Genomic DNA, 13,353 nt, shown 5'->3' on the forward strand with positions numbered 1-13,353 from the left:
TCCACCGCTCTCTCCTCACCGAGGTCGAGCGTCAGGAAACACTTCGCGTCGGTGGATTTGCCAGCGCTGCATCACCTGCGGAAGTTCGGCGGACATGAACCTGTAGTACTCCAACGTCTCTCGGATACGACGTGCCCCAGGGCGGGCCTGATCCAGCAGTTCGACGCCCTCGGCCAGGAACACGACCCACCTCTCGATCACCTGTTGGCGCTGGCGAGTGATCGCAGACCAGACGTCGTCGTCGTAGACGCGGTAGCTGTCCTTCCGGGCGCCGGGTTCGCGCTCACGACCGAGCAGCCCGGTGTGGACGAGATAGTTCACCGCACCGGAGATTGCGGCCGGACTCACCCGCAGGCCGTCGGCAAGTTCCTTCGCGGTGTAGCGCTCGGCGTCGTCGGCGAGCACGAACGCGAAGACCCGCGCCGGCATGCGGGGCATGCCCCCGTCGGTGAGCAGCAGCGCGAACTGTTCGACGAACCTCAACACCGATTCTTGGTGCGGATCGGGCTGAGCACCAGACACCCTGACCTCCTCGAAACTTACGAAATTTATACAGTTCAGACCATTCACAAATTTGTGAAATGATCGTAGCGTGGCTCTCATGAGCAACGCCATCACCATTGCGGGGCTGTACAAATCGTTCGGCAACGTCCACGCGCTCGACGGTCTCGACCTCGAGGTCGCCCACGGCGAGGTACACGGCTTCCTCGGACCCAACGGGGCCGGCAAGACCACCACCATCCGGATTCTCCTCGGCCTGCTCAAGGCCGACCGGGGCACATGCACGATGCTCGGCGCAGACCCCTGGCGCGACGCCGTGTCCCTGCACCGACGCCTCGCCTACGTCCCCGGCGACGTCGAACTCTGGCCCACTCTCACCGGCGGCGAATCGATCGACCTGTTCGCGAGGCTGCGCGGCGGAGTCGACACGCGGCAGCGCGACGACCTGATCGAACGCTTCGACCTCGACCCCACCAAAAAGGGCCGCACCTACTCCAAGGGAAACCGGCAGAAGGTGGCGTTGATCGCCGCATTGGCATCCCACGTCGACCTGCTGCTCCTCGACGAACCGACCGCCGGTCTCGACCCGCTGATGGAAGTGGTCTTCCAGGACATCGTCCGCGAAGCCACTTCCGCCGGTGCCACGGTGCTGCTGTCCAGTCACATCCTGGCCCAAGTGGAGAAACTCGCCGACCGGGTCAGCATCATCCGACGCGGACGGATCATCGAATCCGGTTCCCTGGTGCAGCTACGACACCTGACGAGAACGGCCGTCGAGGCCGTGACCGTCGGGCGGGTCTCCGGGCTGGACCGTCTCGACGGCGTCCACGCCGTCGTCACCGACGGCGACCGCGTGCGATTCTCCGTGGACGGAGCGGCGATCGATACCGCCATCGGCGTGCTCAAGGGCGCCGGAATCCGTTCGCTGACCAGCCATCCACCCACCCTCGAAGAGCTCATGCTCCGCCACTACGGAGATGAGGTCGCCGACAGCAACGACCACGACACGGTGCCGCGATGACCACCAGTGCAGGTCCGCGCGTCGGTGCAGCTGCTCGCCGTACCGGCTTCGGGCCACGCGAGCCACTCGCCGGCACCGGCACCCTCATCCGGTTCATTCTGCGCCGCGACCGCATCAAACTGCCCGCATGGATCCTGGGTATCACCCTGGTGGTGCTGTATTACGGCGTTGCGCTGCAACAGCTCTACCAAAGTCCGGACGACCTACGCTCGGTCGGTCAGTTCGGCCGGGGTGTGATGGGTGCACTCGTCTCCGGACCCGGATTCGGTCTCGACGAGCCCACGCTGGAACGGATCATCGTCGGTGTGTACGGCCTGTATCTGATGCTGCTCGCCGCGCTGATGAACATCCTGCTCGTGTCCCGGCACACCCGAGTCGAGGAGCAGACCGGCCGCGCCGAACTGGTCCGCGCCGCTGTCGTCGGCAGGCACGCGCCCCTGTCGGCGACGCTGATCGTCGCTGCCTCGGCCAACCTCGCGCTCAGTGTGCTGCTGGCCGGGGCGGTCGCCGCCGCCGGCCTCGACACCGCCGACGGGTTGCTGTTCGGCGCGAGCGTCGGCGCCGTCGGCCTGGTGTTCGCGGGAATCACCGCGATCACAGTCCAGGTCACCGCATTTTCCCGCGCGGCAGCCGGAGCGGCCGGCGCAGTGCTGGGCCTGGCGTATGTGATCCGCGCCTCCGGCGACATGCTCCGCGACGGCGGCAGCCCGCTGTCCTGGTTCTCCCCGCTGGCGTGGTCGCAGCAGACCCGGCCATATGTGGACGGTCGCTGGTGGCCGCTGCTGTTGTCGGTGGGCTTGTTCGTGGCGGCCACCGCCGCGGCATATGCGTTGTCGGCGCGGCGAGACCTGGGCGCGGGCCTGGTCGCGCCGCGGCGCGGGAACCGCGAGGCGCCAACATGGCTGAATTCACCTGTTGCCCTGGCCTTTCGGTTACAGCGCTCGGCGCTGACCTGGTGGGCGATCGCCCTCGGTGTGGGAGGCGTTGTCTACGGCGTCATCACCCGGCCACTGGTCGATGCGTTTGCAGACATGCCCGAGTCGGTGGTGCAGGTCATGGGCGGCGACCCGACCCGCATGCTCGACGGCTACCTCGCCACGATGGCGTTGTTCGATGCGCTGATCGTGGTCGTTTTCGTCATTCTCGGCGTCCAGTCGTTGCGCGGCGAGGAAACTGCCGGACGGGCCGAACCGGTGTTGGCGACCGCAACCCGGCGCGTGGCGTGGATGGGCGGCTATCTGCTGGTCCTCGCCGCGGGTGTCGTCGCTCTGCTGGCCGTCGTAGGTCTGGCGTTGGGGGTGGCGAGCGCGGTCTCGGTCGGTGAGAGCGAGTACGTCGGGACCATCCTCGGTGCTCACCTGACCTACGTTCCGGCGGTGTGGACGGTGCTTGCCGTGGCGGCATGCCTGTACGGGATCCTGCCGCGGGCTGTCGGGGCGGTATGGGCCGTGTTCGGGTTCGCCATGATCATCGGCACGTTCGGGCCGCTGATGGATCTGCCTCGGTGGGTGCACGATCTGTCCCCGTTCGAGCACATCGCGCGCCTGCCGATGGACGCATTGTCCTGGGCCTCGCTGATCGTGCTCACGATCGTCGCGTTCGCGGTGTCCGTGATCGGCCTGGCGGGGTTCCGCCACCGCGACCTGGAGACCACCTGACCACCCTGGGCCGGACCGCTCAGCTCAGATCGGCGAAGCGTTCGGTGTCACGGACCTGGCCGGAGACGATGATGGTGTCCCCGGCCGAGAGAACGGTGTCGGCGGTGGCGTAGGTGAAGCCTTCGCCGGGGCGTTTGATCGCGACGACGGTGACCTTGTAGGTGGAGCGGATGGTGGTCTCGGCGAGCCGCTTGCCGAGCGCGAAGGCCGGCGGGGCGGTCTTGACCATGGCGAAGCCGTCGTCGAATTCGATGTAGTCGCTCATCCGTCCGCGGACCAGATGCGCGACACGTTTACCCATGTCGTGCTCGGGGCGGATCACGTGGTGCACGCCGATCTGGGTGAGGATCTTGGCGTGCGCGTTGCTGATCGCCTTCGCCCAGATGTTCGGTACTTCCAGGTTGATCAGCGCGGACGCGGTGAGCAGGCTCGCTTCGAGGTCGGAACCGATACCGACGACGGCGCGGGCGTACTCGGGTACCGAGAGTTGACGTAGCGAATGCTCATCGGTGGTGTCGGCCACCACCGCGTGGGTCAGTCGGTCGGCGACCTTCGTGATGACCGTCTCGCTGCTGTCGATGCCGAGGACCTCGGCGCCCTGCGCCATCAGCTCGAGTGCCAACGATTTACCGAAGCGGCCGAGGCCGAGCACAACCACGACATCGGAAGCGGGTTTCCTAGCCAATGAACGGCCTTTCCACAGGGTATTCGTAACGGCGGCCACGGTGTCGGGCAGCCAGGGCGCTGACGAGGGTGATCGATCCGATGCGGCCGAGATACATCAGCAGCACCAGAATCAGCTGCCCCCAGGCGGGGAGCTGGGCGGTGATGCCGGTGGACAGCCCGACGGTGGCGAATGCGGAGGTGACCTCGAACAAGAGGACGTTGAGATCGAAGTCGGTTTCGGCGAGCAGGACGATGGTCGGCACTATGACCAGCGCGACACCGACCAGTGCCACCGACAGTGCCTGTCGCTGGACGCGGGTGTCGATGCGGCGGTCGAAGATGGTCACCGACTTCTGGCCGCGGACCTCGGCGGCGATGACGAACAGCAGCAGCACGAAGGTGGTGACCTTGATGCCGCCTGCGGTGCCGCCGCTACCACCTCCGATGAACATCAGCACGTCGGTCACCAGCAGGGTGGCGTCGTCCATCTGGGCGTAGTCGACACTGTTGAACCCGGCGGTGCGAGGCATGACGCCTTGAAACGTGGCCACAAGCAGTTTGTCGGCGAACGCGTACTGCTGCAGCGTCCGGGACCATTCGAGTAGCAGCACCAGGGCCGGTCCCACCACCAGCAGCACCGCCGTGACCGTCACGGTCAACCGGGTGTGCAGGCTCCACCGACGAGAGCGGTCTTTGAGTGGGCGTCGAAGTCTGCGGCCGACTTCGAATAGCACCGGGAAGCCGATTCCGCCGAGAATCACGGCCACCATCAGCGGGATGCAGATCCACGGGTCGTCGGCGAATCCGATGATGTTGTCGCTGTAGAGGGCGAAGCCGGCGTTGTTGAATGCCGAAATCGCGTGGAACACGCCCAGCCAGAGCGCCCGCAACGGTGGTTCGTCGTATCCGAGTGCGAACCGGAGCGTCAGCGCCGCCGCGACAACGGCTTCGATGAGCACGCTGACGCGGACGACGCCGTAGACCACCGAGCGTACGCCTCCGAGCCCGGACGCCCGCGCCTCGGCAGCGGTGTTGAGCCTGGCCTTGAGTCCGATCCGGTTGGCGAGTACCAGTCCGACGAGCGAGGCCATCGTCATGATCCCGAATCCGCCGGCTTGGATCAGCGCGAGGATGACGCCTTGTCCGAACCCGGACCAGTGGACGGGGGTGTCGACGACGATCAGTCCGGTCAGGCACATGGCGGAGGTCGCGGTGAACAAGGACTCGATGACGGAGGTCTGCGCGCCGGACCTGGTCGCTGCCGGGATGAGCAGCAGGACCGAACCGATGATGATCGCCGCGGCGAAGCTCAACGCCACGACTCGGACCGGGGTGAGGGTGGCCTGCGCCGCCAGCCGGCGCCGCAGTGCAGTCCGTGTCGACGGTGCGGTGCGTTCGGTCACGCCGACGAACACTAGACCTGTCGACGCTGCTGAGACACCAGGCCTGCCGGGTGGCGCCGGAACAGGCGCATCCGGCCGTCGTTGACGCAGGACTTGTGACGGCATGCACCGAATCCCGACCCGCCTGGGGGCTCGGCAGAAGGCGAACCGCTCTTGCCAAGCTGAATGTTAGTGACTAACATTCAGCAGATGGGAAGGTCCGAACAGACTCGCAAGCGACTTCAGGCGACAGCGATCAGGCTGTTCGCCGAGGAAGGCTACGACGCCGTCACCATCGACCGCATCGCCGCCGCTGCCGGCGTCTCTCATATGACGTTCTTCCGGCATTTCCCTTCCAAGGACGCAGTGCTCCTGGACGATCCGTACGACCCGCTCATCGCAGAGGCCGTCGCCGCGCAACCGGCTGATCGCAGCCCCCTCGAACGGGCATGCAACGGAATCCTCAGCGCATGGACGCGCATCCCCGAGGAACATCTCGGCGACGTGCGACTCCGCCTGCAGATCGCGGTGTCACATCCGGCCCTTCGTGCACGGATGTGGGAGAACACCTTGGAGACCCAGGAGGCAATCGCGGGTGCGCTCCGATCTCGCGGAGTGCGTGCGCTCGAAGCCGACGTGGCAGCCGGGGCGTGCGTGGGGGCACTGATGGCGGCGTTGACCGATTGGGCACGGCACGGCGAGGAGCCGCTTGGCACCCGGATCGCGCAGGCGATGCAGCTGCTGCAGGTCGAGTCATGACCGGCGATGGAGTTGCGCTGCTCGAATGCCGCAACGTCCGCACCCGCTACGGCGATGCGGTCGTGCTCGACGATGTGACCACCGAGGTCAGACCCGGGGAAGTGCATGCCTTCGTCGGCCTCAACGGTGCCGGAAAGACAACACTGATGCGCCTGTGTCTCGGCATGCTCGAACCGGACGAGGGCACCGTCCGGGTCGACGGACGGGCACCGACGACGATGGCCGCGCGGTACTGGACCGGTGTCGGGCATCTGGTCGAGACACCGTTCGCCTACCCGGAATTGAGCGTCACCGAGAACCTGTGCATGACGGGACGACTGGCGGGCCTGTCCACCAGGGCCGCCCGCGCCGCTGCCGACCGCGGGATCGAGGAACTGGCACTGACACCGTGGGCGATGACCGGGGCGCGGAAGCTGTCGCTGGGCAATCGTCAGCGGCTGGGCCTGGCCGCGGCCTTGATTGCCGATCCGCGTCTGCTGATCCTGGACGAGCCGACCAACGCGCTCGATCCGGCAGGGGTCGTTCTGGTGCGCACGCAGTTGCAGCGGTGTCGCGAACGTGGTGCGGCCGTGATGGTGTCGAGTCACCATCTCGATGAGGTTGCCCGCGTCGCCGATCGCATCACGGTCGTGGGTGCCGGTCGCATCGTCGGGTCCCTCGATCCGGACGGCATCGACCTCGAGCGGCAGTTCTTCGAACTGGTGTATCGGGACGGCGAGACGAGACGATGACCGGCACCGACCAGCTCCGCGTCGCCCTGGCGGTGGAATGGGTGAAATTCCGGCGAGCGCGTCCGGTATGGACCGCGACCGCGTTGCTCACAGTCGGGGTGATCGCCTTGTCCGTGGCCACCCTCGCGTCCGTGGGCGGCGCCAATCCGGCTGTTGCGAGCAAGGCTCAGTACCTCGTCGACGGCGGCGGGCAGGACGGCCTGTTCGCCGCCGCCTCCACGATCGTCTCGGTCGGCGGCATGCTCGGTTTCGGCGTGATCGCGGGATGGGTCTTCGGCCGAGAATTCACCGAGGGCACGATCACCGGGCTGTGGGCCACCCCGGTCGCGCGGCCCGTCGTTGCCACCGCCAAATTGCTGCTCCTGTCGGCGTGGAGTGTGGTCACCACGGTGGTGCTGGCCATTGCGCTGACGGTGGCGGCCTTGTTCGCCGACCCCGGCACCCTCGGAGCCGACGTCGTCGCGCTCGTCGGTAAGTTCACCGCCATCGCCCTACTGACCGCCGGACTGGCGATGCCCTGCGCATGGGTCGCCACCGTCGGCCGGGGTTTCCTTCCGGCGATCGGAGCGATCATCGCTGTCGTGCTCGTTGCTCAGATGGCGGTCATGGCGGGACTCGGCGGCTGGTTCCCGTTCGCTGCCCCCGGGGTGTGGGCGGCGGGAACGCAGGCCGGCACGGTAACGGGAGCACAATTCGCCCTCACACTCATGGTTCCCGCCATTTTCGCGGCCTTGACGATCCGATCGTGGCGCCGACTCACCCTGACGCGCTAGGTGTAGTTCCCTCGAGAGACACACGCTCCGGTACGAAGCGTTCCGGACAGGTTAGGCACACGATAGGGTGATCGGCGGTGTGCCGGGAAGTCTGGTCGGCGAGCAGATGAGCGCTGGACCAACCAGGGAGGCACCGTTGAATGCAGACAGGGTCCTGAACCGGGTATTCGGGTGAACTCGGTCCGGACCGGACACACCGTGCAGCTGTCGTGATGGTCGCCAGGAAATGGCGTAGCCACTCGAAGGGGACGGACATACTCACCCAACGACCCTGGTTTGCGCTGGTGGGCGTGTTACAGGTGCCGCAGCCGCAGACCAGCCCCGGCCGGGCGATCGTCCGCCGGGTCGGGTACGCCCTGGCCGCCCTGACGCTGGTGGTGCTCGTGGTCTACCTCGACCGCGACGGCTACACCGATGCTCAGGACAACGAGCTGTCACTGCTGGACTGCATCTACTACGCGACGGTGTCCCTGTCGACCACCGGCTACGGCGACATCGCCCCAGTGACCGACCACGCGCGGATGGTCAACATTCTGATTATCACGCCCCTGCGGATCTTCTTCCTGATCGTGCTGGTCGGCACCACCTTGTCGGCCCTGACCGCGAGCTCCCGCGACGCCTGGCGCATCCAACGCTGGCGGCGGCGGGTGCGCGATCACACCGTGGTCGTCGGGTACGGCACCAAGGGACGCGCCGCGGTGGACGCGATGCTCGGCGACGGTCTGCCCCCGTCAGGGATCGTCGTCGTCGACACCGACCCGACCGTCCTCGAAACCGCCACCGGCCAGGGGCTGGTCACCGTGCAGGGCTCGGCCACGAAATCTGATGTACTGCGCCTCGCCGGGGTACCGCACTGCACCTCGATCGTCGTCGCCGCCGACCGCGACGACACCGCGACGCTGATCACCCTCTCCGCCCGCGAGCTCGCCCCTACCGCGAAGATTGCCGTGGCGATCCGCGAATCGGAGAACACCCACGTGGTGCGCCAGTCCGGAGCCGACACCGTGGTCATCACGTCCGAAACCGCCGGGCGCCTGCTCGGGGTCGCCACCGCCGCACCGAGTGTGGTGCAGACAATCGAAGACCTGCTCACCCCCGAAGCCGGATTCGCCATCGCCGAACGCCCTGTCGAGTCCGACGAGATCGGCAGTTCGCCGCGAGACCTACCGGACATCGTGCTCGGTGTCGTGCGCGACGGTCACCTGCTGCGCGTCGGAACCCCCGAGGTGGGCACCGTCGACGTCGGCGACAGGCTGCTCTACACCCGCCGCAACTCGGGCTGACACCGCCGAATCCAGGTGTGGGCCGTCAGGATCTGCGAGAAAGTACCCGGGCGCAATTCTCGCACCGGACCGCAGGTTTCCCGTCTTCAGCGAGAACGTCAGAGGGCATTTCGTGCTCCGTCGTAGAGGTTGGCGTAGCGCCGCCAGCCGTACAGCGTGAGCGCCATGATGGCAGCTACACCGAGGACGGTGGGAACCTTCCGACGGTGCCAGGCCGCGAGGACGGCTCCGCCGAGGGCGATGGCGCCTAGTGCGTTGAGCGCGCTCATCGTCCGGTCCAGGCCAGGTTGGGTCAGCCAGCGCTCCTCGCCGAGAATGGCTCGGGTGGCAAACGATCTCCGATCGGCCGGCTCGGGAGTCATGATCGGGTTGATCGCGAACCAGACGAGAATTCCAGCGACCACATCCGCCCGCCGGGTCCAGAACGGTGCGACAACCAGCGGTGTGGTCAGTAGCCGGCTCCAGGCACTGATCGGGTGGGCATGCCGGGCGAACATCCAGTGTCGCAGCTGCTGCACTCGGTTCATGATCGTTCCTCGCGTTTGGGGGCGGTTCATGGCCACCAGGTCCGGCGCACCCCGGCGCACCGAGGACCGGGCGTGGACGAGGAGTCTGTCGGCGTCGGGTCGGCCCGGGTTTCCCCGAGGACAACACCGTCCCGACGACTGTGGCCTACGCCCGGCGGTGGATCGGTTCTCGTGCGGTACGGTATGGGACGGTGCGCCGGGAAGTCTGGTCGGCAAGTAGGTGATCATACTGTCGACCCTGGAGGGCCCATGTTCTCGTATTATCCTGTCCACGCCAGCACTGGCGGCAGCGATGCGCGATCGGCGCAGTGACCGAATCCCGAACCAGGTATCCGTACCGCAGTCCCGGTGACCACACCGCGGTGCAGGCTGCATGCCGCCGTGCGCTGACCGCCTCAGGTCTGCGTTGCGAGGTGCAGCTCGTCGACACTGCGCAGGGAGCCACCGGTGTCCTGGTCGCCGGACATCCATCTGCATTGCCACCCGTCGTGCTTGTCCCCGGAGCGCAGGCCCCAGCCGTGACCATGACCCCGGCGATCGAGGCGATCGGACGGTCGCGGCAGGTCTTCGTTCCCGACCCGCCCGGGATGCCCGGTCTGAGTGCACCGAAACAACCGGAACGCGATTTCTGGGCCTTGTACGGGTCCTGGCTCGACACGGTGCTACCTGCGCTCACGCCCGATCCCGTGATGTTGGTGGGGCACGGACTCGGAGCCTGCATCGCCCTGGCCGCCTCGCGTGAACACCAGGTCACACAGCTCGTTCTGACCGGCCCACTCGGACTGTCCCCGGTTCGGCACCCGCTGCCGGTGCGATGGCGCCGGTGGCTATGGAGGGTCAACGCCGACCACCAGGCCACCGGCCGGCTCCTACAATCCCTGACCTCACCCGGCTTTCGGCCCGACCCCGCAGCACTCGCGGTGTTGTGCGTGATCGGCGCGCATTACCGGCCTCCGCACATTCCACACCGGTTTCCTGAGGAATCGGTTCGACGGTGGACTCAGCGCACGCCGCTCACCGCAGTCGTCGGCGACTGCGACCCCGTCCTGACCGGCCGGGCACTTCGCGCGCTGGCAGCGCGGCTTCCCGCCGCATCGGTCCGCGTGCTAGACGGCGTCGGGCACCTGTTGCCACTCGAAGCGCCGGACCGTTTCGCTGAGCTGCTCGACCATGTGACGACCGCACGGTCGGCTCCGCGCAACGACCACCACTGATGACCACCCGCACTCTCGAGGACCCCTCATGCCCAAAAGGTTTTCTGCTCTACCGTTCCTCTCCCGCGGCTCCTGGGACGACTCCCGTCGGGTGGCGGAGATTCTCCGTAAGGAAACCGTCGGCGGAATATTACTGCTGATCGGCGCGCTGGCCGCGTTGATCTGGGCCAACACCACTTGGTCCGACTCCTACCACGCGTTGCGTGATATCACCGTCGGCCCTGCTGCACTACACCTGGACCTGTCCCTGGGCACATGGGCAGCAGACGGGTTGCTCGCGGTGTTCTTCTTCGTCGTCGGTGTCGAACTCAAACGTGAATTCGTCGAAGGCAGTCTTCGCGATCCACGTCGGGCAGCGATGCCCGTTATCGCCGCACTCGGCGGAATGGTGGTCCCGGCGCTGATCTTCGTCGCGATCAATGTGCGTGGCGGGGCCGAGTCCTTGAGCGGATGGGCGGTTCCGACAGCCACCGACATTGCCTTCGCGGTGGCCATCCTCGCCGTGATCGGGACCCATCTGCCGTCGGCCTTGCGGACTTTCCTGCTTACCCTCGCCGTGGTCGACGACCTGCTCGCCGTGACCGTGATCGCGATTTTCTACACCGATGAGATGAACCTGTTCTATCTCGGAGCAGCACTGATCCCACTTCTCGCCTTCGGTTTCGCGCTCAAAAAGGGCGTGCACGCCTGGTGGGTGCTGGTGCCCTTGGCCGTCGTCGCGTGGGTGCTTGTGCACGAATCCGGGGTGCACGCCACCATCGCCGGCGTCCTGCTCGGTTTCCTCGTCCCCGTCTCCCGCGATGCGGATGGAAAGAAGGTGTCCGTCGCCGAGCACATCGAACACCGGATTCGACCGCTGTCGGCCGGCCTCGCGGTCCCCGTGTTCGCGTTCTTCGCCGCCGGCGTCACGGTCGGTGGCCTCACCGGCTTGACCGAGGCGCTCACCGACACCATCTCACTCGGGGTGATCGCCGGATTGGTGCTCGGCAAGGTCGTCGGCATCTTCGGTGTCAGCTATCTGGTGGCCCGATTCACCCGCGCACATCTGGACGACGAGTTGAGATGGGTCGACGTCCTCGGGGTCGCGTTGCTCGGAGGCATCGGGTTCACCGTGTCCTTGTTGATCGGTGATCTCGCATACGGTGCGGGCACAGTCGCGGCAGACCATGTCAAGGTCGCGGTCCTGGCCGGTTCGTTGCTCAGCGCCGCCCTCGCCTCGGTGGTGCTGACCATCCGCAACCGCGCTTACCGTCGGATCATCGCCCTCGAACAGGTCGACGACGACGGTGATGGGATTCCGGACGTCTACCAGGGACGGTGAACAGCCATGCCCTCCACCGAGTTCCGCAGATCGCCCTGGTGGACAGCGACCACTGTCGACTCGCCGGAGTCGCTGGTCAAGTGCATGCTGTGGCCGGTCGCGGTGATGCTCGTGATCCACCGCACGGTGATTCTCGCCGTCAACGGTGCCCGCACCGACGATTTCACCGGGGTGTACCGGGCTGCGGTCGCGTTCTGGAACCGCGAACCGGTCTACACCGCCGCCTACCAGCACGTTGACCCGCATTACCTCTATCCGCCGTCCGGATCCTTGCTGATCGCACCGTTCGCGGTCTTCGAGCCGGACAGTTCACGGTGGCTGTTCATCGGTGTCAACGCGGTCGCAGTGCTGATCGCGGTGTACCTGGTGGTCCGGATGTTCGGATTCACCGCACACTCCGCAGCGCTACCCGTGGTGATCGTGCTCGCCTTCGCATCGGAATCGGTGACCAACACTCTGGTGTTCACCAACATCAACGGGGTCATCCTGCTCGGCCAGATGGCGTTCTTGACGTTGCTGCTTGCCCGGCGAGATCTGTGGGCCGGTGTGGCGATCGGGCTGACATTCGCGATCAAACCGATCCTGGCACCGTTGTTGCTGCTTCCACTGTTGCGGCGCCAGGGCAAGTTGTTTGTTACTGCCGCGGCGGTGCCGATTCTGCTCACCGCGCTGGCGTGGCCATGGGCCGCTGATCCGTGGCAGTTCGTCGAACGCACCGTGCCCTATCTGCTGCAGTCCCGGGATTACTTCAACAGTTCGATCACCGGTAACGGCAGCTACTACGGCCTGCCGGATCTGTTGATCCTGTTTCTGCGGGGTGGTTTCGCGCTGTTGGCCGCAGCCACGATGTATCTGCTCTACCGCTACCATCGCCGCGACGACGTGTTCTTCGTCGTCACCAGCGCGGGGGTGCTGATGACAGCCTCATTCCTGCTCGGGTCGCTCGGTCAGATGTACTACTCGATGCTGCTGTTCCCGTTGTTGATGAGTGTGGTGTTGCCGCAGTCGGTGATGCGTAACTGGCCGGCGTGGCTCGCGGTGTACGGGTTCCTCAGCGCCGACGAATGGTATTCGGGACGGTGGGTCGAGGCCGGACGGTATGCGGAGTACATGCGTCCGACGTGGGGCTGGTCGTTGGTGCTCATCGTGATCTTCGCGGTGCTGCTCGACCGTCGCCTCGACATCCGGCGCCGGGACTCGGTCTCCGCCGGCCGCGACGTAGACCCATGCGCCGACGCCGTGGTAATCGGAAAGTGAGGTCGCACGTCGATACCGTCGGCCTGTGAGGAGCGTATCGATCTCGCAATCGCACGTTCGGCTATGGCGCGGACCAGGGGGAACCGGCACACTGTGTGACATGGACCATAGAATGAGTGACGACGAATTGCGGCGTGCGATTCGGGTGCTGCGTGACCGAGCGGACCTTGCAAGAAATGAAGGTCGCCAGGATGACGCCGACATGCTGGAACGGACCATTCACGAATATCAGGAGGAGATGTCGCAGCGGCTCTGAGCAG

General features: G+C 66.2%; 14 protein-coding genes. 10 read left to right on the forward strand and 4 right to left on the reverse strand.

Features of this window, described 5'->3' with window-relative positions; translation table 11 throughout:
- Positions 1-15: 15 nt before the first annotated feature.
- Positions 16-522 carry a GbsR/MarR family transcriptional regulator gene (locus tag ACSYG9_RS16215; protein WP_454839139.1) on the reverse strand — a complete coding sequence of 169 codons (507 nt, stop codon included), beginning with the start codon at positions 520-522 and terminating at the stop codon, positions 16-18.
- A gap of 79 nt (positions 523-601) precedes the next feature.
- On the opposite strand from ACSYG9_RS16215, the gene ACSYG9_RS16220 reads away from it, so the two are divergent.
- Both ACSYG9_RS16220 and ACSYG9_RS16225 read left to right on the forward strand, forming a co-directional pair.
- The gene (locus ACSYG9_RS16220; RefSeq protein ID WP_454839140.1) at positions 602-1,522 is read left to right on the forward strand and encodes an ATP-binding cassette domain-containing protein; all 921 of its coding nucleotides are present in this window, start codon (positions 602-604) and stop codon (positions 1,520-1,522) included.
- Complete coding sequence (locus tag ACSYG9_RS16225) at positions 1,519-3,180, forward strand: ABC transporter permease (RefSeq protein WP_454839141.1); 1,662 nt, start codon at positions 1,519-1,521, stop codon at positions 3,178-3,180. Before ACSYG9_RS16220 ends, ACSYG9_RS16225 begins: the two co-directional genes overlap by 4 nt.
- Before the next feature lie 19 nt (positions 3,181-3,199).
- On the opposite strand, the gene ACSYG9_RS16230 is transcribed toward ACSYG9_RS16225, so the two are convergent.
- Together ACSYG9_RS16230 and ACSYG9_RS16235 are read right to left on the reverse strand one after the other, a co-directional pair.
- Positions 3,200-3,865, reverse strand: coding sequence for a potassium channel family protein (locus ACSYG9_RS16230; RefSeq protein ID WP_454839142.1), 666 nt, complete (start codon positions 3,863-3,865; stop codon positions 3,200-3,202).
- A complete protein-coding gene (locus tag ACSYG9_RS16235) occupies positions 3,858-5,213 on the reverse strand; it encodes a TrkH family potassium uptake protein (RefSeq protein ID WP_454842970.1) in 1,356 nt (451 codons plus the stop codon). The genes ACSYG9_RS16230 and ACSYG9_RS16235 overlap by 8 nt, the downstream gene beginning before the upstream one ends.
- 225 nt (positions 5,214-5,438) lie before the next feature.
- Here ACSYG9_RS16235 and ACSYG9_RS16240 point away from each other — a divergent pair, with 225 nt between their 5' ends.
- The 4 genes from ACSYG9_RS16240 to ACSYG9_RS16255 all read left to right on the forward strand — a co-directional run bounded on the left by ACSYG9_RS16240 (position 5,439) and on the right by ACSYG9_RS16255 (position 8,774).
- Positions 5,439-5,987, forward strand: a complete 549-nt coding sequence (locus ACSYG9_RS16240) for a TetR/AcrR family transcriptional regulator (protein ID WP_454839143.1) — start codon at positions 5,439-5,441, stop codon at positions 5,985-5,987.
- Positions 5,984-6,718, forward strand: a complete 735-nt coding sequence (locus ACSYG9_RS16245; RefSeq protein WP_454839144.1) for an ABC transporter ATP-binding protein — start codon at positions 5,984-5,986, stop codon at positions 6,716-6,718. The genes ACSYG9_RS16240 and ACSYG9_RS16245 overlap by 4 nt, the downstream gene beginning before the upstream one ends.
- Positions 6,715-7,491 (forward strand): ABC transporter permease, encoded by a 777-nt coding sequence (locus tag ACSYG9_RS16250; protein ID WP_454839145.1) that lies wholly within the window; start codon positions 6,715-6,717, stop codon positions 7,489-7,491. Before ACSYG9_RS16245 ends, ACSYG9_RS16250 begins: the two co-directional genes overlap by 4 nt.
- A gap of 212 nt (positions 7,492-7,703) precedes the next feature.
- Positions 7,704-8,774, forward strand: a complete 1,071-nt coding sequence (locus ACSYG9_RS16255) for a potassium channel family protein (protein ID WP_454842971.1) — start codon at positions 7,704-7,706, stop codon at positions 8,772-8,774.
- Between the two features lie 98 nt (positions 8,775-8,872).
- Here ACSYG9_RS16255 and ACSYG9_RS16260 read toward each other — a convergent pair whose 3' ends face one another.
- Positions 8,873-9,301, reverse strand: coding sequence for a DUF6653 family protein (locus ACSYG9_RS16260; RefSeq protein ID WP_454839147.1), 429 nt, complete (start codon positions 9,299-9,301; stop codon positions 8,873-8,875).
- Between the two features lie 308 nt (positions 9,302-9,609).
- Here ACSYG9_RS16260 and ACSYG9_RS16265 point away from each other — a divergent pair, with 308 nt between their 5' ends.
- The 4 genes from ACSYG9_RS16265 to ACSYG9_RS16280 all read left to right on the forward strand — a co-directional run bounded on the left by ACSYG9_RS16265 (position 9,610) and on the right by ACSYG9_RS16280 (position 13,349).
- Entirely contained in the window at positions 9,610-10,515 is a 906-nt protein-coding gene (locus tag ACSYG9_RS16265) for an alpha/beta fold hydrolase (protein ID WP_454839148.1), read from the forward strand.
- 28 nt (positions 10,516-10,543) lie between these two features.
- Positions 10,544-11,836 (forward strand): Na+/H+ antiporter NhaA, encoded by a 1,293-nt coding sequence (gene nhaA, locus ACSYG9_RS16270; protein ID WP_454839149.1) that lies wholly within the window; start codon positions 10,544-10,546, stop codon positions 11,834-11,836.
- An 84-nt stretch (positions 11,837-11,920) separates the two neighbouring features.
- Complete coding sequence (locus ACSYG9_RS16275) at positions 11,921-13,093, forward strand: glycosyltransferase family 87 protein (protein ID WP_454842972.1); 1,173 nt, start codon at positions 11,921-11,923, stop codon at positions 13,091-13,093.
- Positions 13,094-13,205: 112 nt separating this feature from the next.
- On the forward strand, positions 13,206-13,349 hold the full coding sequence (locus tag ACSYG9_RS16280; RefSeq protein WP_454839151.1) for a hypothetical protein: 144 nt from the start codon (positions 13,206-13,208) through the stop codon (positions 13,347-13,349).
- The last annotated feature ends 4 nt before the right edge of the window (positions 13,350-13,353 follow it).

This window comes from Rhodococcus sp. SJ-2, from assembly GCF_053750035.1.

Bases quoted from the DNA above. Each gene is read 5' to 3' on its own strand.
- nhaA (WP_454839149.1), top strand. From the start codon at position 10,544: ATGCCCAAAAGGTTTTCTGCTCTACCGTTCCTCTCCCGCGGCTCCTGG.
- ACSYG9_RS16260 (WP_454839147.1), bottom strand. From the start codon at position 9,301: ATGAACCGAGTGCAGCAGCTGCGACACTGGATGTTCGCCCGGCATGCC.
- ACSYG9_RS16240 (WP_454839143.1), top strand. From the start codon at position 5,439: ATGGGAAGGTCCGAACAGACTCGCAAGCGACTTCAGGCGACAGCGATC.
- ACSYG9_RS16250 (WP_454839145.1), top strand. From the start codon at position 6,715: ATGACCGGCACCGACCAGCTCCGCGTCGCCCTGGCGGTGGAATGGGTG.
- ACSYG9_RS16245 (WP_454839144.1), top strand. From the start codon at position 5,984: ATGACCGGCGATGGAGTTGCGCTGCTCGAATGCCGCAACGTCCGCACC.
- ACSYG9_RS16255 (WP_454842971.1), top strand. From the start codon at position 7,704: ATGGTCGCCAGGAAATGGCGTAGCCACTCGAAGGGGACGGACATACTC.
- ACSYG9_RS16225 (WP_454839141.1), top strand. From the start codon at position 1,519: ATGACCACCAGTGCAGGTCCGCGCGTCGGTGCAGCTGCTCGCCGTACC.
- ACSYG9_RS16275 (WP_454842972.1), top strand. From the start codon at position 11,921: ATGCTGTGGCCGGTCGCGGTGATGCTCGTGATCCACCGCACGGTGATT.
- ACSYG9_RS16280 (WP_454839151.1), top strand. From the start codon at position 13,206: ATGAGTGACGACGAATTGCGGCGTGCGATTCGGGTGCTGCGTGACCGA.
- ACSYG9_RS16220 (WP_454839140.1), top strand. From the start codon at position 602: ATGAGCAACGCCATCACCATTGCGGGGCTGTACAAATCGTTCGGCAAC.